This window comes from Novosphingobium sp. TCA1 (assembly GCF_009811895.1).
GTDB lineage: Bacteria > Pseudomonadota > Alphaproteobacteria > Sphingomonadales > Sphingomonadaceae > Novosphingobium > Novosphingobium panipatense_A.
In genome coordinates, this window is the sequence record NZ_BLJH01000005.1 from 221,427 (window position 1) to 247,573 (window position 26,147).

At 65.8% G+C, this 26,147-nt stretch carries 30 protein-coding genes and 1 tRNA gene; 22 read left to right on the plus strand and 9 right to left on the minus strand.

Going from position 1 to position 26,147, the window contains the following annotated elements; translation table 11 throughout:
• Positions 1-109: 109 nt before the first annotated feature.
• The 5 genes from NTCA1_RS08855 (at position 110) to NTCA1_RS08875 (ending at position 2,370) form a co-directional block, all read left to right on the plus strand.
• Entirely contained in the window at positions 110-514 is a 405-nt protein-coding gene (locus NTCA1_RS08855) for a PspC domain-containing protein (RefSeq protein ID WP_159830069.1), read from the plus strand.
• A gap of 47 nt (positions 515-561) precedes the next feature.
• A complete protein-coding gene (locus NTCA1_RS08860; protein WP_086490225.1) occupies positions 562-840 on the plus strand; it encodes a hypothetical protein in 279 nt (92 codons plus the stop codon).
• Positions 841-886: 46 nt separating this feature from the next.
• Positions 887-1,228 carry a DUF5320 domain-containing protein gene (locus NTCA1_RS08865; RefSeq protein WP_133084317.1) on the plus strand — a complete coding sequence of 114 codons (342 nt, stop codon included), beginning with the start codon at positions 887-889 and terminating at the stop codon, positions 1,226-1,228.
• The gene (locus NTCA1_RS08870; RefSeq protein ID WP_086490226.1) at positions 1,225-1,464 is read left to right on the plus strand and encodes a hypothetical protein; all 240 of its coding nucleotides are present in this window, start codon (positions 1,225-1,227) and stop codon (positions 1,462-1,464) included. Before NTCA1_RS08865 ends, NTCA1_RS08870 begins: the two co-directional genes overlap by 4 nt.
• A 198-nt stretch (positions 1,465-1,662) precedes the next feature.
• On the plus strand, positions 1,663-2,370 hold the full coding sequence (locus tag NTCA1_RS08875) for a head GIN domain-containing protein (protein WP_159830071.1): 708 nt from the start codon (positions 1,663-1,665) through the stop codon (positions 2,368-2,370).
• A 10-nt stretch (positions 2,371-2,380) separates the two neighbouring features.
• Here NTCA1_RS08875 and NTCA1_RS08880 read toward each other — a convergent pair whose 3' ends face one another.
• Entirely contained in the window at positions 2,381-4,450 is a 2,070-nt protein-coding gene (locus NTCA1_RS08880) for an NAD(+) synthase (RefSeq protein ID WP_159830073.1), read from the minus strand.
• A gap of 79 nt (positions 4,451-4,529) precedes the next feature.
• Here NTCA1_RS08880 and NTCA1_RS08885 point away from each other — a divergent pair, with 79 nt between their 5' ends.
• Together NTCA1_RS08885 and NTCA1_RS08890 are read left to right on the plus strand one after the other, a co-directional pair.
• Positions 4,530-4,970, plus strand: coding sequence for a SufE family protein (locus NTCA1_RS08885; RefSeq protein WP_159830076.1), 441 nt, complete (start codon positions 4,530-4,532; stop codon positions 4,968-4,970).
• Complete coding sequence (locus NTCA1_RS08890; protein ID WP_086490229.1) at positions 4,967-5,326, plus strand: YbaN family protein; 360 nt, start codon at positions 4,967-4,969, stop codon at positions 5,324-5,326. The genes NTCA1_RS08885 and NTCA1_RS08890 overlap by 4 nt, the downstream gene beginning before the upstream one ends.
• Positions 5,327-5,470: 144 nt before the next feature.
• On the opposite strand, the gene NTCA1_RS08895 is transcribed toward NTCA1_RS08890, so the two are convergent.
• Positions 5,471-5,992 (minus strand): sterol desaturase family protein, encoded by a 522-nt coding sequence (locus tag NTCA1_RS08895; RefSeq protein WP_159830078.1) that lies wholly within the window; start codon positions 5,990-5,992, stop codon positions 5,471-5,473.
• 287 nt (positions 5,993-6,279) lie between these two features.
• Here NTCA1_RS08895 and NTCA1_RS08900 point away from each other — a divergent pair, with 287 nt between their 5' ends.
• The 8 genes from NTCA1_RS08900 (at position 6,280) to NTCA1_RS08930 (ending at position 11,245) form a co-directional block, all read left to right on the plus strand.
• The gene (locus NTCA1_RS08900) at positions 6,280-6,654 is read left to right on the plus strand and encodes a hypothetical protein (RefSeq protein ID WP_086490231.1); all 375 of its coding nucleotides are present in this window, start codon (positions 6,280-6,282) and stop codon (positions 6,652-6,654) included.
• A 97-nt stretch (positions 6,655-6,751) separates the two neighbouring features.
• Positions 6,752-8,185 carry a 3-isopropylmalate dehydratase large subunit gene (gene leuC, locus NTCA1_RS08905; protein ID WP_159830080.1) on the plus strand — a complete coding sequence of 478 codons (1,434 nt, stop codon included), beginning with the start codon at positions 6,752-6,754 and terminating at the stop codon, positions 8,183-8,185.
• A 7-nt stretch (positions 8,186-8,192) separates the two neighbouring features.
• On the plus strand, positions 8,193-8,357 hold the full coding sequence (locus NTCA1_RS28475) for a hypothetical protein (RefSeq protein WP_167381806.1): 165 nt from the start codon (positions 8,193-8,195) through the stop codon (positions 8,355-8,357).
• Positions 8,357-8,956 carry a 3-isopropylmalate dehydratase small subunit gene (leuD, locus tag NTCA1_RS08910; protein WP_159830082.1) on the plus strand — a complete coding sequence of 200 codons (600 nt, stop codon included), beginning with the start codon at positions 8,357-8,359 and terminating at the stop codon, positions 8,954-8,956. Before NTCA1_RS28475 ends, leuD begins: the two co-directional genes overlap by 1 nt.
• Positions 8,957-9,169: 213 nt before the next feature.
• Complete coding sequence (locus tag NTCA1_RS08915; RefSeq protein WP_159830084.1) at positions 9,170-9,487, plus strand: DUF1476 domain-containing protein; 318 nt, start codon at positions 9,170-9,172, stop codon at positions 9,485-9,487.
• Positions 9,488-9,508: 21 nt separating this feature from the next.
• The gene (locus tag NTCA1_RS08920) at positions 9,509-9,742 is read left to right on the plus strand and encodes a BolA/IbaG family iron-sulfur metabolism protein (RefSeq protein WP_086490235.1); all 234 of its coding nucleotides are present in this window, start codon (positions 9,509-9,511) and stop codon (positions 9,740-9,742) included.
• Positions 9,743-9,771: 29 nt separating this feature from the next.
• Entirely contained in the window at positions 9,772-10,101 is a 330-nt protein-coding gene (gene grxD / locus NTCA1_RS08925) for a Grx4 family monothiol glutaredoxin (protein ID WP_086490236.1), read from the plus strand.
• 349 nt (positions 10,102-10,450) lie between these two features.
• Complete coding sequence (locus NTCA1_RS08930) at positions 10,451-11,245, plus strand: NUDIX domain-containing protein (RefSeq protein WP_159830086.1); 795 nt, start codon at positions 10,451-10,453, stop codon at positions 11,243-11,245.
• A gap of 108 nt (positions 11,246-11,353) precedes the next feature.
• Here NTCA1_RS08930 and NTCA1_RS08935 read toward each other — a convergent pair whose 3' ends face one another.
• From NTCA1_RS08935 to NTCA1_RS08950, 4 genes are all read right to left on the minus strand, one after another.
• On the minus strand, positions 11,354-12,622 hold the full coding sequence (locus NTCA1_RS08935; protein WP_159830088.1) for an MFS transporter: 1,269 nt from the start codon (positions 12,620-12,622) through the stop codon (positions 11,354-11,356).
• Between the two features lie 150 nt (positions 12,623-12,772).
• A complete protein-coding gene (locus NTCA1_RS08940; protein ID WP_086490239.1) occupies positions 12,773-13,102 on the minus strand; it encodes a PilZ domain-containing protein in 330 nt (109 codons plus the stop codon).
• A 35-nt stretch (positions 13,103-13,137) separates the two neighbouring features.
• Complete coding sequence (locus NTCA1_RS08945) at positions 13,138-14,133, minus strand: bile acid:sodium symporter family protein (RefSeq protein ID WP_086490240.1); 996 nt, start codon at positions 14,131-14,133, stop codon at positions 13,138-13,140.
• 96 nt (positions 14,134-14,229) lie between these two features.
• A tRNA-Arg gene (locus tag NTCA1_RS08950) sits at positions 14,230-14,306 on the minus strand.
• Positions 14,307-14,405: 99 nt separating this feature from the next.
• Here NTCA1_RS08950 and NTCA1_RS08955 point away from each other — a divergent pair.
• Both NTCA1_RS08955 and recF read left to right on the plus strand, forming a co-directional pair.
• Complete coding sequence (locus NTCA1_RS08955) at positions 14,406-15,245, plus strand: queuosine precursor transporter (protein WP_159830090.1); 840 nt, start codon at positions 14,406-14,408, stop codon at positions 15,243-15,245.
• 52 nt (positions 15,246-15,297) lie between these two features.
• Complete coding sequence (gene recF / locus NTCA1_RS08960) at positions 15,298-16,401, plus strand: DNA replication/repair protein RecF (RefSeq protein ID WP_133084314.1); 1,104 nt, start codon at positions 15,298-15,300, stop codon at positions 16,399-16,401.
• A gap of 139 nt (positions 16,402-16,540) precedes the next feature.
• Here recF and NTCA1_RS08965 read toward each other — a convergent pair whose 3' ends face one another.
• A complete protein-coding gene (locus tag NTCA1_RS08965; RefSeq protein WP_236549191.1) occupies positions 16,541-17,263 on the minus strand; it encodes an arylesterase in 723 nt (240 codons plus the stop codon).
• A gap of 37 nt (positions 17,264-17,300) precedes the next feature.
• On the opposite strand from NTCA1_RS08965, the gene NTCA1_RS08970 reads away from it, so the two are divergent.
• Together NTCA1_RS08970 and NTCA1_RS08975 are read left to right on the plus strand one after the other, a co-directional pair.
• On the plus strand, positions 17,301-18,011 hold the full coding sequence (locus NTCA1_RS08970) for an ABC transporter ATP-binding protein (protein WP_159830170.1): 711 nt from the start codon (positions 17,301-17,303) through the stop codon (positions 18,009-18,011).
• Positions 18,012-18,042: 31 nt separating this feature from the next.
• On the plus strand, positions 18,043-20,544 hold the full coding sequence (locus tag NTCA1_RS08975) for an ABC transporter permease (protein ID WP_159830172.1): 2,502 nt from the start codon (positions 18,043-18,045) through the stop codon (positions 20,542-20,544).
• 4 nt (positions 20,545-20,548) lie between these two features.
• On the opposite strand, the gene NTCA1_RS08980 is transcribed toward NTCA1_RS08975, so the two are convergent.
• A complete protein-coding gene (locus NTCA1_RS08980; RefSeq protein WP_159830092.1) occupies positions 20,549-21,013 on the minus strand; it encodes a DUF805 domain-containing protein in 465 nt (154 codons plus the stop codon).
• A gap of 730 nt (positions 21,014-21,743) precedes the next feature.
• On the opposite strand from NTCA1_RS08980, the gene typA reads away from it, so the two are divergent.
• On the plus strand, positions 21,744-23,570 hold the full coding sequence (gene typA / locus NTCA1_RS08985) for a translational GTPase TypA (protein ID WP_159830094.1): 1,827 nt from the start codon (positions 21,744-21,746) through the stop codon (positions 23,568-23,570).
• A 230-nt stretch (positions 23,571-23,800) separates the two neighbouring features.
• Here typA and NTCA1_RS08990 read toward each other — a convergent pair whose 3' ends face one another.
• Positions 23,801-24,673, minus strand: a complete 873-nt coding sequence (locus NTCA1_RS08990) for an outer membrane protein (protein ID WP_159830096.1) — start codon at positions 24,671-24,673, stop codon at positions 23,801-23,803.
• Positions 24,674-24,940: 267 nt separating this feature from the next.
• On the opposite strand from NTCA1_RS08990, the gene NTCA1_RS08995 reads away from it, so the two are divergent.
• Together NTCA1_RS08995 and NTCA1_RS09000 are read left to right on the plus strand one after the other, a co-directional pair.
• Positions 24,941-25,321 (plus strand): hypothetical protein, encoded by a 381-nt coding sequence (locus NTCA1_RS08995; protein ID WP_086490248.1) that lies wholly within the window; start codon positions 24,941-24,943, stop codon positions 25,319-25,321.
• A gap of 275 nt (positions 25,322-25,596) precedes the next feature.
• Positions 25,597-26,097: a hypothetical protein gene (locus tag NTCA1_RS09000; protein ID WP_159830098.1), complete on the plus strand. Its 501-nt coding sequence runs from the start codon at positions 25,597-25,599 to the stop codon at positions 26,095-26,097.
• Positions 26,098-26,147 lie beyond the last annotated feature (50 nt).

Below are 26,147 nucleotides of genomic sequence, written 5' to 3' on the forward strand. Positions count from 1 at the left end.
TGCATGCCGCCCGCGAAGGGCCATGACCGGGAATGCGGGTCTTCAGGACCCGACCAGTCAAAGGGACCCCGGCGCCAGTCGGCGCGGTCCAAGGGAAAGGGAAAAACCAGTGTCACGCGGACAATTCTATCTCGACAAGTCGAACGCCAAGCTCGCGGGTGTCTGCTCCGGCATTGCCGACTACACCGGGGTCGATACGCTCTGGGTGCGCATCGCGGCGGTGCTGCTCACCTTCTTCGTCTCCTTCGTGACGATCCCGATCTACATCGCGGTCGCCCTGATGGCGGACAAGCGGCCAATGAGCCTCTACAGCGAAGCCGAGGAAGAGCGCCTGCTGCGCCGTATGGAACGCCGCAGGAATCGCCAGGGCTATGGCCTCGTGCGTTCCACGCCCAACCGTTCGGGCCGCCTGCGCAGCGAACTCTCGGACATCGACCGCCGCGTCGCCGAAATGGAAGCGCACTACACCAGCAGCAATTCGCGCCTCGCCGCCGAAATCGACAGTCTGCGCTAAGCGCGGCAGTCAAAACGCAGGCAACGGGTAACAGGGACAATAGCTCGATGGAAAACCTCGCCCTCCTCATTCCGCTGGCCCCGTTCATCATCGGCGGCTTCGCGATCTGGACGCGGCATCAGCGCAAGATGGCCGAACTCCAGGTTCAGGCGACTGCCGAGAAGGCCGCGCAATATGCCTCGCACTCCCGCGAACTCGAAGAGCGCGTGCGGGTGCTGGAACGGATCATCACCGACGGCGGCTACAACACCGCGCTGCAGATCGAAGCCCTGCGCGACACCCGCGAAGTGGAGGCCAGCGAAGCGGCGAAGGAAACCCGCCAGTGAGCGGCCTTGCACCGACCCACGCGAACGGAACAGGGGACTGACCCGGATGGATTACGCAACGCTCGAAATGCTCTCGCCGGTGTTCGTCGTCGCCACGGCGTTGGGGATCGGCGGCTGGGTCTTCAACAACTGGCTGCGCATGCGCCACGGCTACCCGCTGGAAAGTTCGTGGGGCAAGGCTATCTATCCCAAGGACAACAACGAGGCACAGGCCCGCGTGCAACTGCTGACCCAGGAAAACGCCCAGCTGCGCGCCGAGATCGGCGCGATCAAGGACCGCCTCGCCAGCGTGGAGCGCATCGTCACCGATCAGGGCTACGATGTCGCCCGCCAGATCGAAGGCCTGCGAGACGCCCGCAACGGGATCGGGCATGAGGTGACGCAATGAGTTTCTGGACCGCCGTAGTCGTAATCTTCGCGATCGCCTCGATCACCTGGCTGCGCGCGCAGAAGCTGCGTGGCGAGAAACCGGGTTTCCGCCTCGACGGCCATAGCGAACGCGAGCACGAACTGGAAAACGAAGTCGAGAACCTGCGCAAGCGCATCGCCGTTCTCGAACGCATCGCCACCGACGATCGCCGCGAAAAGGACCTTGCGCGCGAAATCGACGCCCTGCGGGATTGATAACCCGTCGTCCCGGACTTGATCCGGGACCGCTGGCCGGGACCCTCTGCCCTTTCGGCAGAGCCGCGCTACTGCGTCGCAGCACCGGAAAAACGGCAGACCTGATCCCACAATATATCTGAAATTACATGTTTTTCACTAGCCAGCCCTTCCCCTGACCGACATCGACAGAACCATTACCCTTCAAGGAGGAAAGACGTGTTGAAACGCCTTCTGCCCCTTCCCGCCATGGCTGTATTCTGGGCTGCATTCTGGGCAGCATTCTCGATTGCCCCGCTCCATGCCCAGGAAGCCGATCGTCAGTTTCCGGTGAGCGCTTTCGACGCCATCCAGACGCGCGGTTCGGACCGCGTGAAGGTCGTTCCCGGCGACGCCAGCGTAGTCATCGCGACAGGTGACCCGCGGGCGCTGGATACGCTTCGTATCGAAGTGAAGGATCGCGTTCTCTACATCGATCGCAAGCCGGGCAATTGGCGAGACAAGGGCGCGACCGTGACGGTTTCGGCATCGACGCTGCGGGCCGTGACGATATCCGGCTCGGGCTCCGTCGAAATAGCGCAGGTGACCGGCCCGGAATTTCTGGGAAGCATGAGCGGTTCCGGGGCACTCTACCTGAACGGCGTGGATGCCGACCTGGTGGAAATCCGCCAGACCGGGTCGGGCGCTGCCACGGCGAACGGCCGGGCAAAGTCCATCAAGCTATCCGTTCGCGGTTCGGGTGAAATCGACACCCGTGCGCTGCAGGCCCAGGACCTCAGGATCGACATGACCGGGTCCGCCTCGATTCATGCGAAGGCTTCCGGCACCGCAAGGATCAATACGCGGGGGAGCGGCGTGATCGACGTGAAGGGCAGCCCGCAGTGCGTGATCAACCAGAAAGGCACTGGCACGCTGCGCTGCGGCTGACGGCGGAAAGTCAGCCCTTCGGCACCTTCGCATCCAGTTCCGCCAGCCACACCGCTGCGCTGGCATCCGAAGGCGCGCGCCAGTCTCCGCGGGGGCTGAGGGCGCCGCCGGAGGAGACCTTCGGCCCGTTCGGCACGGCCGAGCGCTTGAACTGGCTGAAGGCGAAGAAGCGCCGCAGGAACTTCTCCAGCCAGGATCGGATCACGGCGAGGTCGTATTCGTTCTTGCGATCCTCGGGGAAACCGGCGGGCCAGGTGCCCTTCGCCGCATCGCGCCAGGCATGAAGCGCGAGGAACGCTACCTTCGAAGGCTTCTGACCAAAGCGCATGATATGGTGCAGGAAGAAGTCGTTAAGCTCGTAAGGCCCGATCTTCGCCTCGGTGCTCTGGATCGCGCCGTCGGCACCGGCGGGCACCAGTTCGGGCGAGATCTCGGTGCCGAGGATGGCGAGCAGCACGTCTTCGGTCTCGGCGCCGAACTGGTCGGTCGTCGCGCACCAGCGGATCAGGTACTGGATCAGCGTCTTGGGCACACCGGCGTTGACCGTATAGTGGCTCATCTGGTCGCCGACGCCGTAAGTACACCAGCCGAGCGCGAGTTCGGACAAGTCGCCGGTGCCGATCACGAAACCGTCGTGCTGGTTGGCAAGGCGGAACAGGTAATCGGTGCGCAGGCCGGCCTGCACGTTCTCGAAGGTCACGTCATAGACGGGCTCTCCATTCGAGAAGGCGTGGCCGATGTTCTGGAGCATCGTCGTCGCCGTGGGGCGGATGTCGATCTCTTCGGCAGTGATGCCAACGGCGTTCATCAGCTTCCAGGCGTTGGACTTGGTGCCGTCGCTGGTGGCGAAACCGGGCATCGTGTACCCGCGAATGAACGTGCGCGGCAGACCCAGCCGATCGCAGGCGCGGGCGGCGACGATCAGCGCGTGGGTCGAATCGAGCCCGCCCGAGATGCCGATCACCATCGACTTGGCGCCGGTCGCCTCGATGCGGCGCATCAGGCCGTCAACCTGGATGTTGAACGCCTCGTAGCAGTCGGCATCCAGCTTGTCGGCGCGCGAGGGCACGAAGGGAAAGCGCGAGACCGGGCGGATCAGGCCGATGTCGCCCCCCGCCGGGGCATGGCGGAAGCGCACGGTGCGGAAGGTTTCGTCGGGATTGCCCGCCACTTCGGCCGCGTCGTTGAAAGTCGGCACGCGCATCCGGTCGTTGACGATGCGGTCCACATCGACGTCGGCGATGCAGAGTTCCGCCTCCAGCGAGAAGCGCTCGCTCTCCGCCAGCAGGTCGCCCAGTTCGTAGACGATGCCCTGCCCGTCCCACGCAAGGTCGGTCGTGCTCTCGCCGTGGCCCGCGGCGGAGTAGATGTAGGCCGCCGTGGCGCGGGCCGACTGCGAGCGGCAGAGCAAGTGCCGTTCGTCCGACTTGCCGATGACGATGTTGGAGGCGGAGAGGTTGCACAGGATCGTAGCCCCGGCGAGCGCGCCGTGCGAGCTGGGCGGGGTGGCGGCCCAGATATCCTCGCAGATTTCTATGAAGAAGCGGAAGTTCGGCAGCACTTCGGAGGCGAAGACCAGATCGACGCCGAAGGGCACGTCCTGCCCGTTCACGCGGATGGTCTGGCCCTTCAGCATCTTGCCGCTGGCGAACCAGCGCTTTTCGTAGAACTCGCGGTAGTTGGGCAGGTAGGACTTGGGCACCACGCCCAGCAACCGTCCATGCGCAATGGCGAGCGCGCAGTTGTAGAGTCGCCCCTTGTGCGGCAGCGCCGCGCCAACCAGCAGAACGGGCGAGAGATCGGCGCTGACGTGGACGATTTCCGCCACGGCGGCTTCCACCGCCTCGATCATCGCCGCCTGCAAGTGCAGATCGTCGATGGCGTAGGAGGAGAGGCACAGTTCGGGGAAGACCAAGAGGTCCACATGCGCCTCATGCGCGCGCTGCGCCTCTGCCAGCACGGCGTCGCGATTGAAGGCGACATCGGCAGTGCGGACCTTGGGCGTGGAGGTGGCGACGCGCACGAAGCCGTGTTCGTGCGCCGAGAAGAAGGAATGGGAATAGAAAGGGTGTGCACTCATGGGCAAATCCCTGACAGGAACGAGAGCGAGAGGCAACTTCCCCTTGCCCTCGCCCGCGCCGCGCTTAAATGGCATGGGCATGCGCAGCCTCGACGACATCCGCGAAGAATACGAGTTTTCCGAAGGCGATGAACGCTATCGCCTGCTGATCGGCCTCGGCGCCGAACTCGATCCCATGCCCGACGCGCTGAAGACGGACGCCACCAAAGTGCGCGGCTGCTCGGCCAGCGTCTGGGTCTATCCGATGGCGCAGGACGACGGCACGCTGCACTTCCTGGCGGACAGCAATGCGGCGATCACCAAGGGCATCGTCTCGCTGGTGATCTCGGCCGTGCAGGACCGGCCCGCCGCCGAAGTGGCCCAGACCGACATCGCTGCTGCGCTGGAGCCGTTCGACCTCAAGAACCAGCTCTCGTCCAACCGCACCCAGGGCGTACCGAACATGATCGCGCTGATCCGCGAGACGGCAGCGCGTTATGCGCAAGGCGCGGGAAGCACCGGAGCCGCAGGAACCGCATGAGGCACCTCAGCCGCCACGCATGGATGGCGGCGGGGCTGTTCTTCGTCGCGCTGGGCACGATCGGCATCTTCCTGCCGGTTATGCCGACGGTAGTGTTCTATCTGCTGGCGGCCTGGTGCTTCGGCAAGAGCCACCCGGAATGGGCGGAGCGGCTCTACAACCACCCGCATTACGGCCACAACTTGCGCGAATGGCGCGACCGGCGCGCGATCAGCCGCAAGGGCAAGATCTCCGCGATCCTGGCGATGACGGGTTCGATTCCGTTCACCTGGTTCACGGCAGGCTGGCCCTGGGTGCTGATCCCGGTGGGCGTGCTGGCGGTGATCGGGCCGTGGATCTGGACGCGGGCAGAGTAGCACGGGCAGAGTAGAACGTCGTCCCGGACTTGATCCGGGGCCGCTGGCCTCGCGTCACCCCACTCTCGGCAGGGCGCCTTACCGCAAGCTTGCGCCTAAAGAATTGCCAGCGGTCCCGGATCAAGTCCAGGACGACGTGGTTTTTCAGCGCTCCTCCACCGCCTCGCGCAGCACAGTGATGCCCTGCTCGCGCTGGCGCCGCAGTTCCTGCTTGAGCACCGCCGGATCGCGCGCGACCACGAAGCCGAAGCTCACCCCGCCTTCCTTGCCGATCGTGGCGTGGTGGAGCTTGTGCGCCTGCACCAGCCGCTTGGCATAGCCGCGCTTGGGCACCCAGCGGAAATAGCGCTGGTGGACCAGACCGTCGTGGATCAGCGTATAGATCACGCCGTAGAGCAGCACGCCCAGCCCGATCCAGGTCCCCGGCGCCCAGGCATCGGCGCCCATGACCAGGGGGGAGCCCACCGCGAACATCGCGATGCTGATCACCGCGCCGACCAGCGCGTAGAGGTCGTTCTTCTCGAGGAGATTGTCGTGCGGCTCGTGGTGGTCGCGGTGCCAAGCCCAGCCGAAGCCATGCATGATGTACTTGTGGCTGGCCCAGGCCACGAATTCCATGGCGGCGGCGGAAGCCAGCACGATCAGGGCGGCGGAGAGGAAGGACATGATCGCCTTCTAGCTCTTTGCGCCATCGATGTCAGGGTGTCTCGAAAAAGAACGGGAATGCAGATGCAACCGCGACGACGCGGGGTGGTACACGGCTGTACCTGCATTCCTCTTTTTCTTTCAGGCGCCCTCTCCCGTCGGGTCGCAAGAGCCCTCTACAGCCTCTGCCCGGCGACACTTAGTTACAAATGCCGACAGGACTGTGACCTGTGAGTCTTCTCCCGTTCATATTCGCCAGCCTAATTCTGAATGCACGGAACAAGACCCAAAAAAAGAAGGAAAGTCCCATGCGCAAGATCGCCCGTTTCATCGCCCCCGCCCTGGTCGCCACGCTGGGTCTCTCGGCCATCGCCCCGGGTATCGCCGAGGCTGCCGCACCGCACCGCGAAGCCGCCCGCATCACTCCGAATCGCGAAGCCCGGATCCGCTCGGACATCGCCGGCCTGCGCAGCCAGATCGATCGCGCCGCCGCACGCCGCACGATCAGCCAGCGCGAAGCCAAGGGCCTGCGCAACGACGCCGCCCAGGTCCAGCGCCTCCACACCGCCTATGCCCGCGGCGGCCTGACCGCCTACGAGGCACAGACCCTGGAAGGAAAGGTCAACCGCATTCGCGGCGCCCTCCACCTGGAGCGCAACGATCGCAACGGCTATCGCCGCTAAGAAGCTCCAGTTGACCGCTTAGCGAATAATGTTGCGCGAAAAGGCGCGCCGGTTCCCCTTGAATTGCGGGTCCGGCGCGCCTAATCGCGCTTTCACCATGACCACGAAACCGCGCACCCTCTACCAGAAGATCTGGGACGCCCACGTCGTCGACACGCGCGACGACGGAACCAGCCTCATCTATATCGACCGTCACCTCGTTCACGAAGTGACGAGCCCGCAGGCCTTCGAAAGCCTACGCGTGGCCGGTCGTCCGGTGCGCCGCCCCGATCTTACCCTCGCGGTTCCCGATCACAATCTGCCGACCACGGCGCGCAAGGACGCGGAAGGGCGCGTCCTGCCGATCACCGATCCCGAAAGCGCGCAGCAGCTGGCCGCGCTGAAGCGCAACGCGCCCGAATTCGGCGTGCGCTACATCGACGCCACCGATGCCGAACAGGGCATCGTCCACGTCGTCGGTCCCGAGCAGGGCTTCTCCCTGCCCGGTGCCACGATCGTCTGCGGCGACAGCCACACCGCCTGCCACGGCGGCATCGGCGCGCTGGCCTTCGGCATCGGCACCAGCGAGGTCGAGCACGTGCTCGCCACCCAGACCCTGCTGCTCAAGCAGTCGAAGAGCTTCGAGGTCCGCGTCGACGGCCAGCTTGGCGCCGGGGTCACGCCCAAGGACGTGGTCCTGCACATCATCGGCGTGATCGGCACCGCCGGCGGCACCGGCTATGTGATCGAGTTCCGCGGCAACGTCTTCGAGGAAATGTCCGTCGAAGGCCGCCTCACCGTCTGCAACATGGCCATCGAAGGCGGCGCCCGCGCCGGCCTAATCGCGCCGGACGAAACCACGATCGCCTATGTCGAAGGCCGTCCCTATGCGCCCAAGGGCGAAGACTGGGACAAGGCCGTGGCCTGGTGGAACAGCCTCGCCACCGATGCCGGCGCGACGTTCGACAAGACCGTCTCGATCCGCGCCGAGGATATCCAACCGACCGTCACCTGGGGCACCAGCCCCGAGGATACCTCCGCGATCGGCGGCGTGGTCCCCGCGCCGGAAGACTTCGCCGACGCTTCCAAGCGCGACGCGGTAAAGGTCAGCCTCGACTACATGGGCCTGACGCCCGGCACCCGCCTCACCGACGTGGAAGTGCAGAACGTCTTCATCGGCTCCTGCACCAACAGCCGCATCGAGGACATCCGCGCCGCCGCCGCCGTGCTCAAGGGCCGCCACAAGGCCGACAACGTCAAATGGGCGATCGTCGTCCCCGGCTCGGGCCTGGTCAAGGCGCAGGCCGAGGCCGAGGGGCTGGACAAGATCATCGTCGAGGCGGGCCTCGAATGGCGCGAACCGGGCTGCTCGGCCTGTCTCGCCATGAACCCCGACAAGGTTCCGGCCGGGGAGCGCTGCGCCTCGACCAGCAACCGCAATTTCACCGGCCGCCAGGGACCCGGCAGCCGTACCCACCTGATGAGCCCCGCCATGGCCGCCGCCGCCGCGGTTACCGGCAGGCTCACCGATGTGCGCGAACTGGTAGGATAAGCACGACATGTCGAACGATTCGGAAAACAACCTGGCCGGCAAGGCCGCTCTCGCTGCCGGTGCCGCCATCGGTTCCGCCGCCATCGCCGCAGCGCTGCTTTTCGTGAAGCGCCGCAAGGCCCGCGCCAGCGAAAAGCCGCTGCACCCCGAACAGGCACCCGAGACCGATTGATGAAGCCGATCTCCCACGTTGCCGGACGGGCCATCCCGTTCGGCCGCAAGAACGTCGACACCGACGTCATCATCCCGGCGCACTGGCTCAAGACCATCACCCGCGAAGGCCTCGGCAAGGGCGCTTTCGAAGCGGTGAAGAAGGAAGAGGGCAATGTGTTCGAGAACCCCGAGTTCTCGGGCGCGCCGATCCTGATCGCGGGCGACAACTTCGGTTGCGGTTCGAGCCGTGAACATGCCGCCTGGGCCCTGCTCGACATGGGGATCACCAGCGTGATCGCCCCGAGCTTCTCGGACATCTTCTCGGGCAATGCCTTCAAGAACGGTATCCTTACCGTGGCCCTGCCGCAGGAAGCGATCGACCGGCTGATGGAAGTCGCGCAGACCGACCCCATCGACATCGACCTTGAAACGCAGACCGTCACCACGCGTTTCCAGGACCGCTACAGCTTCGAAATCGACCCGTTCCGCAAGCACTGCCTGCTGGGCGGTCTGGACGAAGTGGGCCTCACCATGGCCCAGGGCGATGCGATCGCGGCCCATGAAGCGAAGGCCCGCGACGCCCTGCCGTTCCTGGCGAAGACGCCCGCGACGACTTGAAAAGTCGTCCTGATAACCCGTCGTCCCGGACTTGATCCGGGACCGCTTGCCGTGAACAGCCTACCTCGCGGCAGGGCGCTCTCAAGCAAGCTACCGCCTCAAGAACTGCCAGCGGTCCCGGATCAGGTCCGGGACGACGATGTATAAATCATCATTGCCCCCGCCCGCTTCGCCCCCTATCGGCAGGGTGAAGTTCCAATCCGAGGGTATCCGATGACGAGTTTCCAGGATCGCGAGCGCGCCGAAGAGGCGAAGTTCGTGCATGATGCCGACACCCAGTTTCGCATCCAGGCGCGCCGCAACCGGCTGCTGGGCGAATGGGCTGCCGCGCGCATGGGCCTTTCCTCGGCGGAAACGGAGGCCTACGCCAAGGCCGTGGTCCAGGCGGACTTCGAGGAAGCCGGCGACGAGGACGTGATCCGCAAGCTGCTGGGCGACCTGATCGCGGCGGGCGTCGATGCCTCGGAACCCGAAATCCGCGTCGCTCTCGAAGAAAAGCAGGTCGAGGCGCGCCGCGCTTTCCTCGGCTGAATTTAGGAAAGAACCGTCACCATGGCGATGCCAGCCAGTGAAATCGAAGCCATGATCCGCGCTGCCCTGCCCGACGCGGAAGTGGAGATCACCGATCTTGCCGGAGACGGCGACCACTATGCCGCGCGCGTCACCAGCGCCGCCTTCGCGGGCAAGCCCCGCGTCGCCCAGCACAAGATGGTCTACGAAGCGCTGGGCGGCCGCATGGGCGGCGTGCTCCACGCCTTGCAACTCACCACCGCCGTCCCCAATTGATGTCGGCACAGTCTGAAGGTTTAACTGAAATGTCCGACGTCAACGCCCGTATCGACGAGATTGTAAAGAACAACGACATCGTCCTGTTCATGAAGGGCACGCCGCTGTTCCCGCAGTGCGGCTTCTCCAGCCGCGCGATCGCCATCCTCGAGCAGCTTGGCGCGCCTTACGAAAGCGTGGACGTGCTCCAGGACATGGATATCCGCCAGGGCATCAAGGCCTATTCGGATTGGCCGACGATCCCGCAGCTCTACGTGAAGGGCGAATTCGTCGGCGGCAGCGACATCATGATGGAAATGTACGAGGCAGGCGAACTGCATCAGCTGTTCATCGATACCGGTCTCGCCACCCAGGGTTGATCCCAAGGTTTATCTGGGGGCTGGTTTCAGCCCGAACGAATTCGCGAAGCGCCCGGGGGCAACCTCGGGCGCTTTTTCGTAGCTTCGGGGAAGGGGAGATTCTCGGGGAGACGGGGCCGGGAGACAATCGGCCCCGTCTCGGTCGAGATTTACTCGAGGGTACGTTATCCTATAAGCACGAGCCGTGCCACTTTGCCCTTTCCCGCACGATTTCGGCATTTTCGAGCAAGCCCCGGTCCCCGCGGCAGACGGAACTGTAAAGTATTCCGGCAATCCCGCGTCGGCGGCATGACGATGCAATGACGCAAAACCGCTTGCCTCTCGCGGTCCAGGACGCAAACTCGCGAACATGATCCTCTATGCCCCCAGCAACGAGCCGATGCCGGCGGACGGCCCGAAAGTGATACCGGCGGCAACCCTGGTGATCTTCCGCAATGCCGCCCATGGCGGTCCCCCCGAATTGCTGATGGTCCAGCGCGCGCGAGCGATGCGTTTCGCCGGCGGCGCAGCGGTCTTTCCCGGTGGCCGCGTCGATCCCGCCGACCGCGAGCTTGGCGCTGCGCTGATGCCGGATCAGCCGATCGAGCTGGCGGCCGCGCGGATCGCCGCCATTCGCGAAACCCTGGAAGAGACCGGCCTCATGGTCGCCATCCGCCGTCCGGTCACGGCCGAGGAAGCGGCGCAGGGGCGCCTCATGCTGCTGGAATGCGGCGCGCTCGCCCCGGTGCTGGAGCGGTTCGGCTGGGAAATCGTCCCCAAACGCCTGGTTCTCTACGCCCACTGGTGCCCGCCGTGGGACAAGGGCTTCGACACCCGTTTCTTCGTTACCGATCTCGGCACCGGCGCCGTCGACGTGACCGTCGACGCCACGGAGAACACGCGGCTGTTCTGGACCAGCGCCGCAGAGGCGCTCGCCATGGCCGCGCGCGGGGAGATCGCCGTGATCTTCCCCACCCGCCGCAATCTGGAACGGCTGGCCCGTTATGGCAGCCACGAGGACGCGATCGCCGATATCGCCCGCCACCCCGTCGAACGCATTCATCCCGGCATCGAGATGGTCGATGGCGAGGCGTGGCTGATGATCCCGGACGGCCACGGCTATCCGGTGCGCGGCCAGCTCAAGGCCCACGCCGATCGCGGTTGACCCGCGATCGGCTTAAGAGCCTGTTTGAAAATGCCCTAAAGGGGCATTTTTGTGCGGCACCGCCAAAATCCGCCTGCGGCGGATTTTCAAACAATCTCATACAGGAAATCAGGCAGGTTCGGGTTCCGGCTCGGGCGCTGCGAGCGGTCCTTCGATTTTCGGTCCGGTCGCACCGTAGAGCCCCAGCACCACGGCCAGCACGAAGAACACCGTCATCGCCTTGATCGCCGGATCGTAGCTGCCCGTCAGCGAGAATGCCTTGGCCGATCCGATCACGGAAGAGGCGATGAAGGGCAGGCCGATCAGCGTATTGAGCCCGAAACCGCGGCTGTAGCTCGCTTGCCCGAAGCTGTCCGACAACCCCCGCCCCAAAGTCGGGATCGCGCCGCCTCCATGCAGGCCGATCAGACCGACGACCACGGCGGTCACCGCGAAAGGCGGATGGAACAACAGGATCGCCCAGAGCAGTGCGCAGTTGAAACCGATCAGCGCCAGCGAGCGGCCTCCACCGAGCCGGTCGGCGATCCAGCCGAACATAACCGATCCAAATATGCCGGCAAGCGACATGACCGACTGCAATTGCGCCGATTCGGCCCTCGTAAAGCCCCAGGATTCGCCCATCGGCACCAGCAGCGAACCCAGCATGACCGAACTCGCCATGCTGGCGACCGCTGCCAGGCAGAGCGCCCAGAACCGGGGCCTCGCAAGCAGTTGGGCGACGCTGAGCGACCCGTCCGAAGTGCGCCTGTCGCGCGAGACCGGGGCTACCGTTTCCTGCCCCGGCGGATGATCGACCGCCAGAAGGCTGAGCGGGACGAGGATCGCTGCAGTGACCAGCCCGATCGCCATGTAGAGCGTGGTGGGTGCCATGCCGTCCAGCGCCTTGTGCAGGAGCCAGGGCATGACCGCGATGACGACCGGCAGATGGACCACGCCCAGCGCCAGCCCGCGATTGCGGTGGAACCAGCGCGTCACCAGTGTCGCCGGCCCCACCGAGCCTGCAAGGCTGAGCGCAGGGCCGAAGAACAGGCCATAGGCAACAAGATAGAGCGCATAGCTATGGGTGAGTGCCAGCAGGACGTAACCCGCCGCGGCCAGCAACGCGCCCGCCAGCAAGAGCAGCCGCAGCGAGACTTTCGCGATCAGCACGCCCACGAAAGGCGCCAGTATCGACGATCCGACAAGGACCAGCGGAATCCCGGCCGCGGCCGCTTCGCCGCTGACGCCGAGCCGCTGCTCTACCGATGCCAGCATGATCCCGAAGGATCCCATTATCGTACCGATAACCAGATTGTGCGCGACCCCCGCGATCACGCCCATGCGGACGGCCAGAGGGTGGTTCGGAATATCCGGCGCATTGCCGGCTGCATGGGCCATGGCTCTCTCTCCCAGATGGCGACCAGATGGCTAAGTGCCGGCTTTTGCCGGGCATGACTTTGCCGGGAGGATAGGGCTCGGCGCCGTGCTGGCGAGGAGATTGGACGCGGCGCGGGGAAATAACGCCCTGGCGTAGCAGGCCGGAAGCGATCAGCCGACCGCGCGCCACTCCGGCGTGAAAGTCGCGTGAAGGCGGACGAGATGGTCCACGACCGGCGTGTAGAGCGGACAGTCGAACTCCACCCCGGCGCAGTTTCCGCTTACCCAGCGGACGATGCCGGTCAGCCCCTCCAGCCCCTGCGGCCGGATCACCAGACGCATGCCGACTCGAAAGAACAGCCCCGTCACGCGCAGGCAGCAACCTTCGGCGGTGATGTCGGAAATCTCGCCCTGGTCGCGCAAGCCATTGGCAGTGCGGCATTGTGCCGCGAGGGAGACCGGCTGCCGTCTGGATCTGCGCTGGAGGAAGGGGCGATTCATGCTGCCGATTATCGCACGAACCGGTTGATCAACCCTTAAGCAGGCGCCTGAACGCCCGAGCCTTCGACCGCTTCGGCCTTGGCGGCCAACCGCTTGGCCAGGACCGCGCAGACCATCAGCTGGATCTGGTGGAAGAACATCAGCGGCAGGATGATCGCACCCACTTGCGCGGCGGGGAAAAGCACGCCCGCCAGCGGCACGCCCGTGGCAAGGCTCTTCTTGGAACCGCAGAACAGGATCACCACGCGGTCCTCATGGCTGAAGCCCAGCAGGCGCCCCAGCACGTTGCCGATCACCATGATCGCCGCCAGCAGCGCCAGCGAGAGGGCGGCGATCAGCGCCAGTTCCTGCACGGTCACCTTCTGCCACAGCCCTTCCAGCACGGCGGCCCCGAAAGCGGTGTAGACCACCAGCAGGATCGACCCCCGGTCGGTATAGCCGAGCAGCTTCTTGTGGCGCTGTACGAAGCCGCCGATCCACGGGCGCAGCAGGTGCCCCGAAACGAAGGGCAACAGCAGTTGCAGCGAGATCGAGATGATCGGGTCGGTGGAAAAGCCCTGCGCCTTGCCGGTGATGAGCAGCGCCGTCAGCACGGGGGTGATGAATATGCCCGCCAGGTTCGAAAACGAGGCACTGCACACCGCCGCCGCGACGTTGCCTCCGGCAATCGCGGTGAAGGCGATGGACGACTGTACGGTCGAGGGCAGGAGCGTCAGGAACAGGACGCCGGTGGCCAGCGACGGCTCAAGCCCCGGAATCGCCCTGATCCCCAGGCCCAGCAGCGGGAAGATCACGAAAGTCAGGCAGGCGACCGTCAAATGCAGCTTCCACGCCCGCGCCCCGTCGAGGATCGCCTCGCGCGAGAGCTTGGCGCCGTGAAGGAAAAACAGCAGCGCAATCCCGGCATCGGCCACGCCCCCCGCGATTCCCGCCCAGATGCCGCGCGCGGGCAGCACCGAGGCAAGGCCGACGGTCGAAACCAGCATGAGCAGATAGGGGTCGATGTTCAGGCGCGAGAGCAGGCTTTTCATGAGACCTCTCTAAGCGCGCCTGCCGCCGAGCAAAACCCCGCCATGCCGCGCCACGCGCACAAAAACTTGAAATCCTGCGTCCCGTTACTCGGGAATTGGCGCGCCCGACAGGGTTCGAACCTGTGACCCCAAGCTTAGAAGGCTCGTGCTCTATCCAGCTGAGCTACGGGCGCGCGTCGCGCTCCCCATAGCGCGGTTCGCCGTTCACGCAAACCGCATGAACGGTTCAACTTGTGCTTTGCGGCATCGCAGCAGGAGGTTACGCACAGCGAATGAGCGAAGCAGACCTTCCCGCCGGCCACCTTTCCCGCGCCCATCTTTCCCGCATCGACGGCATGACCGGCGCCCGCCGGCATTTCCGCTATTTCGATTTCGTGATGGTCGCCTTCGTGGTGATCCTGCTGCTCTCCAACCTGATCGGCGCGGCCAAGCAGGCGCAAGTGGACTTTCCGCTGCTGGGGCCGGTCACCTTCGGCGCGGGCGTGCTGTTCTTCCCGGTTTCCTACATCATCGGCGACGTGCTGACCGAAGTATACGGCTATGCCAATGCCCGCCGCTGCATCTGGGCGGGCTTCTTCGCGCTGCTGTTCATGGTGCTGATGAGCGTGGTCGTGGTGGAAATACCCGCCAATCCCGAATGGGCGCTCGCCTCGGCCACGTACACGGTTGCGGGCCGGGAAGTGACGGCGCCCAACCAGGCGGCCTATTACGCGATCTTCGGCCAGACCCCGCGCATCGTCTTCGCCTCGGTCTGCGCATTCTGGGCAGGCGAGTTCGTGAACTCCTTCGTGCTGGCGCGCATGAAGGTCATGACCCAGGGCAAGCACCTGTGGACCCGCACGATCGGCTCCACGGTGTTCGGCCAGGGCGTGGACAGCGCGCTGTTCTACCCGCTCGCCTTCCTGGGCGTAGCCGGGTTCACGCCGCATTCCATTGCCTTGCTGGCGGTGACCCAGTGGCTGATCAAGACCGGCTGGGAAGTGGTGCTGACCCCGGTGACCTACCTCGTCGTCGGCTGGCTGAAGTCGCGCGAAGGCGTGGACGTGTTCGATCGCAATATCGACTTCTCGCCTTTCGCCAAGGCGCGCAAGACAGCGACAATCCCGGAATAAACCGCCCGCCGCGCTTGGCAGGGCCGGCCCGCCCCGGTAGGCCCCGCAGGCCATGCTCGACCGCATTCTCCTGTCCCGTTTCCGCAACCACCGTGAGACCGCGGTGGAAGGCACGGCCCAGTTCAACCTGCTGGTGGGCGAGAACGGCGCGGGCAAGACCAATGTGCTGGAGGCGATCTCGCTGCTTTCGCCGGGCCGGGGGCTGCGGCGCGCAGGGCTGGCCGACATGCCGGGACAGCAATTCGACGGCGGTTTCGCGGTAAGCGCAGCGCTTACGCCGCCGGGCACGCCTCAGGGCGAGGAACCGGTGCAACTGGGCACCGGCGTCCTGCCGGAGCGCCCCGGCAGGCGCCTCGTCCAGATCAACGGCGCCGAGGCACCGGCGGTGCGGCTGGCCGAATGGCTGTCGATCGGCTGGCTGACCCCGGCGATGGACCGGCTTTTCGTCGAAGGCGCGGGTGCGCGGCGGCGCTTTCTCGACCGGCTGGTGCTGGCGGTGCGGCCGGACCATGCCGGTAATGCCACCCGGCTCGAAAATGCCCTGCGCGAGCGCAATCGCCTGCTCTCGGACGACCTTCCGCCCGATCCGCGCTGGCTAGATGCGATCGAGATGCAGCTTGCCGAAGCCGGGGCCATGGTCGCGGCAGCCCGCGCGGAACTGGTGGAGCGGCTGGAGCAGGCGCTAGGCGCCCTGCCCGACTCGCCTTTCGCGCGCCCATCGCTCGCCTATCAGCCGGGCGGACCGATCGAGGCCGAGGCCCTCGCCCGCGCCCTGCGGAGCGGCCGCCCGCGCGAGCGCGCGGCACAGCGCACGCTCACCGGGCCGCACCGCGACGAAGTGCTCGTCACCATGGCGGGCAAGGACCAGCCTGCCGCCGAATGCTCCACCGGCGAACAGAAGGCGATGCTGATCGCCATAACCCTGGCCCATTCGCAGCTGCTCGAAACCAGCCTGGAACAACGCCCGCGCCTTCTGTTGCTGGACGAAGTGGCCGCCCATCTCGACCCGCTGCGCCGCGAAGCCCTGTTCGACCGCCTTCGCGCGGGTTCGGCGCAAGTCTGGCTGACCGGCACCGAACTCGCCCCGTTCGAGGCTATCGCCAACGAGGCGGCAGTATGGGAAGTCAGTTCGGGCTCGGTGCGCCGACTGGACTAGGGCGGATCGACATTCAGCCCATGCGGGCCTGCGAAGCGCGATTTCCTGCGCTTCGGTGCTCACGGACCGAAAGTCCGCTGCGCTCCGATGCTCGAAAATCACGCTTCTCGGCTCCACCTGAACTGAATATCGATCCGCCTTAGGTCGACTTGCGGGGCAGCGCCGCCGCCACATCGTCCACCGTCGCCGTCACGATCGCGTCGATGCCCAGTGCCGTCGGATGGACGTGGTCCTTCTGCATCAGGTCCGGCTTGTCGATCACCGGCTGGAGGAAGAACGGCACCAGCGTCGCGCCATATTCCTGCGCAAGCTGCGGGTAGATCGGGTTGAATTTCTCCGCATAGTCCTTGCCGAGATTGGGCGCCGCCATCATGCCCAGCAGCACCACGCGGATATTGTCGCCCTTCAGCCGCTTGAGGATAGTTTCGAGGTTGCGGCGCGTCTCGGCAGGCGGCAGCGATCGCAGCATGTCGTTGCCGCCCAGGCTGACGATGGCGAGTTCGGGCTTGGGAGACTGGCTGCCGAGCGTGAAGTCGAGCCGCTCCAGGCCCGCCGCCGTGGTATCGCCCGAGACCCCGGCATTGGCGATCTTGGCATTCACCCCGCGCGCGCGCAGCGCCTGTTCGAGACGGTCGGGATAGCTCTCTCCGTCGTCCAGGCCGTAGCCCGCCAGCAGCGAATCGCCGAAGGCCAGGATCGGTCGCTCCGGCCCCATGACCGGAATCGCGGGCGGCGCATCGACCGCGCTCTGCGTCTGCTCCTGCGCGGGAGCCGCCGCACTGTCCCTAGAATTGTCACAGGCGCTCAGCAGCACCGGCAAGAGCAGAGAGGCCACCAGCAGGATTTTCGCGTGAGCGCGCAAGGCTTTCTCCTTGAACTACGAGGCTTTGCCTACCCATATGGGGCAAGTGAGCGATCCTTCCCAGCCCCCCGCCCCGTCAATTCTTGCGCAGGACCTGCGCCTCACCCTCGGCAGCGGCACAAGCGCGGTCGAAATCCTGAAGGGCATCGACCTTGTCGTGCCGCAGGGGCAGACCTTGGCGCTGCTGGGGCCTTCGGGGTCCGGCAAGTCCTCGCTGATGTCGGTCCTGTCCGGGCTGGAGCGGGCAAGTTCCGGGGCGCTGAGCGTGGCCGGGCAGGATTTTTTGGCCATGGACGAGGATGCGCTGGCCCAGGCGCGCAGGGGGCGGATCGGCGTCGTGCTCCAGGCCTTCCACTTGCTGCCGACGATGACGGCGCTGGAAAACGTGGCCACCCCGCTGGAACTCGCAGGGCTTGACCATGCCCGCGAACGGGCCGAGGCGGAACTCGCCGCCGTCGGCCTCGGCCACCGGCTTTCGCACTATCCCGCCCAGCTTTCCGGCGGCGAACAGCAGCGCGTGGCGATCGCCCGCGCGCTGGCGCCGCGCCCTTCGCTGGTCTTCGCCGACGAGCCGACCGGAAATCTCGACGCCGCCACCGGCGCCACGATCGTCGACCTGCTGTTCGCCCGCCGCGCGGAAGCGGGCGCGACCCTGCTCATCATCACCCACGACGAAAGCCTCGCCCACCACTGCGAGCGGGTCGTGACTCTGGCCGACGGCCGGATCGCGAGCGACCGGCTTGCCTGAGCGCGGTCCCGCTTCCGCGCTGCCCTGGGCCATGGCCTGGAAGCTGGCGCGCCGCGATCTCTCGGCGCGCTTCAAGGGCCTGCGGCTGCTGCTGGTCTGCCTGTTCCTCGGCGTCGGCGCGCTGGCCGCGATCGGCACCCTGACCGGCTCGATCGAACGCGAACTGACCTTGCGCGGCCGGGAAATGCTGGGCGGCGATATCGAGCTGCGCACCTGGCAGCGCAGTCTTTCGGATGAGGAACGCGCGGCGCTCTCCCGTTATGGCAAGGTCTCCGCGGGACTGCGCCTGCAAGCCATCGCCCGCAAGGGAGACCTTACCGCCCCGGTCGCGCTCAAGGCCGTCGATGCAAACTGGCCGCTTTACGGGAAGCTCGAACTCAAGGACGGCCGCAATCTGGGCGCGCCGCCCGCAGGGGTCGTCTGGCTTTCCGAGGGCACGGCTGCCAGGCTCGGGGTGAGGCCGGGCGACACCGTGTCGCTGGGCGGCGTGGAACAGCGCGTCGGCGGCCTGATCGCCGCCGACCCGGAGAAGCTGTCGGAAGGCTTCGCACTGGGCGACTCTGCGATTTCCGCGCTGGACCTGCCCGAACGCGCAGGGCTCACCCAGCCGGGCGCCATGTATCGCAGCGCCACGCGGGTGAAGTTCGCCGATCCCGGCCGCGATCCCGAGGCCGTGGTCGAAGCCCTCGACAAGCGCTTCGGCGACGATGCCTTCGACACGCGCACCCGCAATTCCGCCTCGCCCTCCACCCAGCGCTTCGTCAGCCGCATGAGCCAGTTCCTTGCGCTCGTCGGCCTTGCGGCGCTGGTGATCGCCGGGATCGGCATTGGCGGCGGCGTATCCTCCTACCTCGAAGCGCGGCGCACCTCGATCGCCACGCTCAAGGTGCTGGGCGCGACCAGCCGCGACATTTCGCGCATCTATCTGCTGCAGGTCGGCGCGGCGGCCTTGGCAGGCAGTCTTGCCGGACTGCTGGCGGGCGTTCTGGTGACGCCGCTGCTGGCACGCGCGCTCGGCGCGCTGCTGCCGGTCGATACCGGCTTCACCGTCTCGCCGCTCGCCCTATTGACGGCGGCGGGCTACGGGTTGCTGGTGGCGCTGGTCTTCGCCGCCCCGCCGCTCGCGCGGGCGCGCAGCTTCCCGGCCATGGCGCTGATGCGCGCACAAGTCTCTCCGCTCGGCGGCGGGAGGCGGGCATGGCTGTTGCCGGTCGGACTGGGCCTTGCCGCGATCGCCGCCATTGCCCTCATCAACGCCGCGCAGCCGCTGGTGACGCTCGGCTTCCTCGGCGGCGCCGCGTTGATGCTCGCGATCCTGGCCCTGGTCGGGCTCGGCATCCGCCGCCTTGCCGCCGCGCTCCCCCGCCCGCGCGACCCGATGCTGCGCGCGGGCCTTGCCAATCTTCACCGCCCCGGCGCCCAGACCGGCGCGCTGGTGACGGCGCTGGGCTTCGGTCTTTCCGCCTTCGTGCTGATCGCGGGCGTCCAGACCAGTCTCGACGCCAATATCCGCAAGACCGTGCCCGACCGCGCGCCCGACTTCTTCGTGCTCGACGTGCCCAAGGCCGAGGGCGACAGATTTGCCGGGATCGTGGAGCGTCAGGTTCCCGGCTCGGCCGTGCGCATGGTGCCTAACATGCGCGGCCGCATCCTCGCCTATGGCCCGAAAGACCGCATGACCCGCGTATCGGATCTGAAGGAAATTCCCGAGGACGCCTGGGCCCTCAAGGGCGAGCGCGGGCTTACTTATGCGGCGCGGGTACCCGAAGGCAGCACCGTGACGTCGGGCAAATGGTGGCCGCAGGACTATCGCGGCGAGCCCCTCGTCTCGGTGGATGAAAAGTTCGCCCAGACCGTGGGCCTGAAAGTGGGGGACAGCATCACGGTGGGCCTCCTCGGGGTCGAGCGCACCGCCCGGATCGCGGCGCTGCGCCGGATCGACTGGGACACCCTGGGCTTCAACTTCGTGCTGGTGTTCTCGCCCAATGCGCTGGCAGATGCCCCGCACAACCTGGCCGCGACGATCGAGGTTCCACGTGGAAAATCGACCGCAGGGCTGCTGCCCCGCCTCGCGCGCGCCTTCCCGTCAAGTTCGGTGATCGAGACCGGCAGCCTGCTGCGCGATGCGCGCGACTTGCTGGACCAGATGACGCTGGCCATCCTCGCCGCCGCCTCGGTCACGGTGCTCGCGGGGCTTGCCGTGCTGTTCGGCGCGATCGCGGCGGCGCGCGCCAGCCGCACTTACGACAATGTGATCCTGCGCGTGCTGGGCGCCAGCCGGGGCCAGCTGCTGCTGCTGCAAGTCGCGGAATATGGGCTGATCGCGGCGGTGCTGGCCGTCGTGGCGCTCGGCGCGGGCAGCGCGATGGCCTGGGCGGTGATCGTCAGGCTGTTCGAGTTCGACTGGCTGCCCGACTGGCCGCGCATCCTGGCGGTGCTCGCCGCCGGTATCGTGCTGATCCTGGGCTTCGCCCTGGCCGGTTCGCTGCCGCTGCTGCGCGCGAAACCCGCCAGGGCGCTGCGGGAACTTTAAAAACTCAGGCGAAGACTTCGGCGCCGGTGGGATCGCGCGGATCCATGCCGAAGCGGTTGGGGCCGGGCGTGCCGGGCAGGCAGGTGATCACGAACGACGCGATCGTGGCGATCCAGCCGACGAACGGGATCAGGCCGAGCACGATGAAGCCCAGATACCACCAGCCGCTCATGTCGCGGTCATGGAAGCGGCGCACCGCGACGGCGATGCTGGGGATGAACACCGCAAGGCTGTAGATACCGGCGAGGCCGACCAGCGTGAAGAAACCCGCGCCGAACAGCACCGAAGGATCGCCGCCCTGTTCCACCTGCTGGAACGCGCCGAACGAGAAGCCCAGAACCATCGAAATGCCGAGGATCACGGCATAGACGATGAAGTTGAGCAGGGCGAAACCCCAATATTCGATTCGCAGCGAGCGCCCCTTGAAGTCGGCATAGCGCTTGAACGGCATGACCATATAGTCGAGCATGTCTTTCCCCTCGTATTCAATCCATTGAATTATAAGGACCGAAACGCGCGGAGCAAGCTTGTGAAATGGTTAAGATATTAACCATGAAATATCCGCAGGGTTTGTTTGAAAAATGCCCGAAGAGGGCATTTTGAGCGGCACCGGCCCACACCCCCACCCACCACCCGCAGGATACTACCGTTGGGTGGTGGGTGGGGGTGTGGGCCGGTGCCGCAAAAATCCGCCCGCGGCGGCTTTTCAAACAGTCTCTCATATCCAGAAAGACGATAGCAAAGGAAAAGGGACGCACAGGCGTACCCGCGCGTCCCTGGCTGAGTTTGCGGTTCCTGCGTCTCCTCCCCTGCCGCCGGCTCCGCTTGTCACGCTCCGGCTGTGCGCCGGTAACGCGCCGCCGTGCCATGAAGGCGCGGCTGGATCTGTGTCTTGATGGCGAAGCCTCGCCCGGGGTGGGGGAAACCTTGCGCATCCTCTCTCCGGCCGCGGTGCATTTTTCGCATCACCGTCGTGCCTGATAATGAGGCGATCCTAATGGAATAATGCGGCGGAAACAATGGCTCTTTCGGGGGTTCATCCGTATCATGGCCATGCTTCCGCCCGGATGTGACAGAAGCGCCACAATTGCACGCAGCGCCTTGCGTGCTTGCCGAATTTGCCGGGATCGGTTAAGGGCGCGCCAATTTTGCGGCGCAGCATGCGCTGCTGGCCAACTCCTCGAACCGATAGGCAACGCATGTCCGCCCCGCTTCCCTTGCGCAATATCGCAATTATTGCGCACGTCGACCACGGCAAGACCACCCTCGTCGACCAGCTTTTCCGCCAGTCCGGCACGTTCCGTGAGAACCAGCGCATCGAAGAACGCGCCATGGACTCCAACGACCTCGAAAAGGAACGCGGGATCACCATCCTTGCGAAGCCGACTTCGATCGAGTGGAACGGCTACCGCATCAACATCGTCGACACCCCCGGCCACGCCGACTTCGGCGCCGAAGTGGAACGCATCCTCTCGATGGTCGACGGCGTCGTCCTGCTGGTGGACTCGTCGGAAGGCGCGATGCCGCAGACCAAGTTCGTCACCGGCAAGGCGCTGGGCCTCGGCCTGAAGCCGATCGTCGTCGTCAACAAGATCGACCGTCCCGACGGCCGTCACGCCGAAGTGCTGGACGAAGTGTTCGACCTCTTCGTCAGCCTCGACGCCAACGACGAACAGCTCGACTTCCCGACCCTCTACGCTTCGGGCCGCAACGGCTACGCCAGCTACGATCCGGACGCGCGCGAAGGCAACCTGACCCCGCTGTTCGAAAAGATCGTCGAGCACGTTCCCGCGCCCGACCTCGACCAGGACGCGCCGTTCTCGTTCCTCGCCACCCTGCTCGACCGTGACAACTTCATGGGCCGCGTCCTCACCGGCCGCGTCCAGACCGGCAAGCTCAAGGTCAACGACCCGATCCGCGCCATCGACGCCGACGGCAAGGTCATCGAAATCGGCCGCGCCACTAAGGTGCTGTCGTTCCGCGGCCTCGATCGCGTTCCCGTGGAAGAAGCCCGCGCCGGTGACATCATCGCCCTGGCCGGCCTCGAAAAGGCGACCGTGTCGAACACCATCGCCGACCCGCAGGTCACCGTGCCGATCAAGGCCCAGCCGATCGATCCGCCGACCCTGGCCATGCGCTTTGCCGTCAACGACTCGCCGCTCGCGGGCCGTGAAGGCGACAAGGTGACCAGCCGCATGATCCGCGACCGCCTGATGCGCGAAGCGGAAACCAACGTCGCCATCCGCGTCACCGAATCGGCCGACCGCGACAGCTTCGAAGTGGCCGGTCGCGGCGAACTTCAGCTGGGCGTCGTGATCGAAACGATGCGCCGCGAAGGCTTCGAGCTGGGCATCAGCCGTCCGCGCGTGCTGTTCGGCACCGACGAGAACGGTGGCCGCACCGAGCCGTACGAAACCGTCGTGATCGACGTGGACGACGAATTCTCGGGCACGGTCGTCGAGAAGATGCAGCGCCGCAAGGCCGAGCTTACCGACATGCGTCCTTCGGGCGCCGGCAAGACCCGCATCACCTTCTCGGCCCCTTCGCGCGGCCTGATTGGCTACCACGGCGAGTTCCTGTCGGACACCCGCGGCACCGGCATCATGAACCGCCTGTTCGAGAAGTATGACGCGCACAAGGGCCCGATCGAAGGCCGCCAGAACGGCGTGCTGATCTCGAACGGCACCGGTGAAGCCGTCGGCTACGCACTGAACAGCCTCGAAGATCGCGGCATCCTGTTCGTGAAGCCGCAGGAAAAGATCTACGAGGGCATGATCATCGGCGAAAACGCCAAGCCCGACGATCTCGAAGTGAACCCGATGAAGTCGAAGCAGCTGACGAACTTCCGTTCGACCGGCAAGGACGACGCCATCCGCCTCACTCCGCCCCGCGTGATGACGCTGGAGCAGGCGATCGCCTATATCGACGACGACGAAATGGTCGAAGTAACCCCGCAGTCGATCCGTCTGCGCAAGGCCTTCCTCGACCCGAACGAGCGCAAGAAGCAGAGCCGCAAGAAGGACTGATCCTTCGGCAGCTTCGGCTTTCGCCGAATGAAAAAGATGACGGGCGGCAATCTCGCGATTGCCGCCCGTTTTCTTGTGGCCGTTTTGGCCCTCTCCCAATTTTGGTTGGGGGGCGGCACCGGCCCTCTCCCCCACCCGACCTCTCACGAGTGTATCCTAGATGGGAGGTCGGGTGGGGGAGAGGGCCGGTGCCGCCAAAATCCGCCTTCAGCGGATTTTCAGACTGCCCCTTAGAACTGGTAGCCGATCGTCGCGCGCAGCGAGTGATAGGAGAAGTTCTTGTTCGATCCCTTGATGTTGGTCGAGCCCGAATCGATCAGGAACGGATTGGTCGCGGGCGCCGTGCCCGGACCGACCTCGACGTTGTACTTGTTATCGCTGTAGCGGTTGTAGAGATATTCGAGGCCGAGGCTGACGTTGCGCGCGACCATGATTTCGCCGCCGCCGCCGGCCTGCCAGCCCCAGACCATCTTGTTGCCCCGCTGCGGGTCGAACGAGTTGGCCGTGTTGGTGGTGAGGAAGTCGTGGTCGATCTTCGCCACGCCGCCGCCGCCGGTCACATAGAACAGCGCACCGCCGCCGGGCGTATAACCGGCGCGCGCACGGGCCGAGACGCCGTAGTCGAGCTTGCGCTGGATGACGTAGCTGGCAGGCGTCGTGCTGAAGCCCGAAGTGGCGTCCTTCGCCTCGCTCTTCACGCCTTCGACGAGGCCGCCGAGCACGAAATTGCCCATGCGCTTGTCGTAGCCGAAGCGGACGCCGTATTCCGCGCCGTCCTTGTCGCTGCGGCAACCGTCACCCGGCGTAGCGCCCAGCGCGCGGCCGTTGCAGAAGCCGGGGCTGAAGGCATTGGCGCCTGCCGCCGTATTGACGGTGTTGTCGTGGCGGCCGTCGCCATCGGTATCGAAGCGCAGGCTGTCGCCGCCATCGCTTCCGCGCGTGGACAGACCGCCGAACGCCTGGACGTAAGGGCCATCGAAATGGCTATCGCGCGCCGGGGTATCGACGGCGATGGGGGCCGCGTCATCCTGGGCCATGGCCGGAAGAGCCACGACGGCGACCGTCAAGCCGATCGCCGAGGAAAGGAGGCGGGTAATTCTCATGGTAATATCCCTGTCAAAATCCATGTCTGGCCCTCCCCGAAGTCCAAACCACGGATTTTGTTTCCCTTTATGCGGCGAAGCGAGGTCAGGTTTCCGATGGACCGACAGAAGCATGCAAACGATTCATACAAACTCGTACAAAGCTGAACGAAATCTGCCTTGTTCGCTTCGATCCGGTTCAGCCGGGAGGGCGTAGAAGAAACTCAACAAGGGACGAGACCCCGGCCCCACCCACCGGAGCCCCTGCCCAGCAAGGAGTTTCGAACTATGACTTTCTTCCGCAATGCGATCCTGGCCTCGACGCTCGCCGCGACGGCACTGGCCACTGCTACGCCCGCCATGGCCCGCGACCACTATCGCCACAACGACAACACTGCCGCCGTCGCCATCGGCGCGGGTGTGATCGGCCTGGCGCTCGGCGCGATCATCGCCTCGAACAACAACGACGACCGTTATCGCGACGACCGCTACTACAACACCGGCTATGCCTACGGTCCGGCCTATACCAGCGGCTGGGAATACCGGGACGGCTGGTACTGGGACCGCCAGGGCGGCCGCCACAGCCGCAACGACTACGACCGCTACCAGCGCGGCGACTACCGCCGCGGCTACGATCACGACCGCGGCGATTTCCGCCGCGGGTACTGATCCTCACAAGCCATCCACACTGGCCACCGAGGCTGACCGGGCATCCCCTCCCCGGTCGGCACCAGACGCCCGGCCCCTCCAGGCCGGGCGTCGTTGTTTGAAAATCCGCCTGCGGCGGATTTTTGCGACATCGGCCCACGCCCCCAACAAAACCTCAGCTCGTCGCAAGGTTCTGCGAATTCACGCCAAGTTCACCCCCGGAAGCGGATTTTCAGGGTCCGACGCGCCCGCCGATTCCGCCGTAACTTGGTTGGCCCGGAAAGGAGTGCGATATCATGAAACTGAACTGGAAGACCCTGGGCTTCGCCACGGCGCTCGCCGCATCGGCGCTGACCGCTTCCGCGCCTGCCATGGCGCGGGACTATTACGACCGGGGCGGCAACGACGCGGCCGTGGCTATCGGCGCGGGCATTCTCGGCCTGGCCGTAGGCGCCGCGCTCGCCGATCGCGACGATGGGCGCTACTACGATCGCGGGTACTACGATTCCCGCCGCTACGTCACCGTGCGCGGCCGTCCGGGATACTACTATTACTACGACGGCTATCCCAACCGCTACTACCGCGACCGGTACTACGACCGCTACTATGCGCCCTATTACCGGGATCGCTGGAACGGGCGCGACCGCTGGCGCGATGGTCGCCATGCCTGGCGCGATGACCGCCGGGGCTGGCGCGGCGATCGCAACTGGCGGGACGACCGCCGCTGGGATCGCGGCCGCGACCACTGGCGTGACGATCGCAGGCGCGAAGACCGCAGACGCGACTGGCGCCGCTGAACACCGTTCCTGGCGCGCTCTCCCGGCGCGCCAGGAACAACACGTCAAGA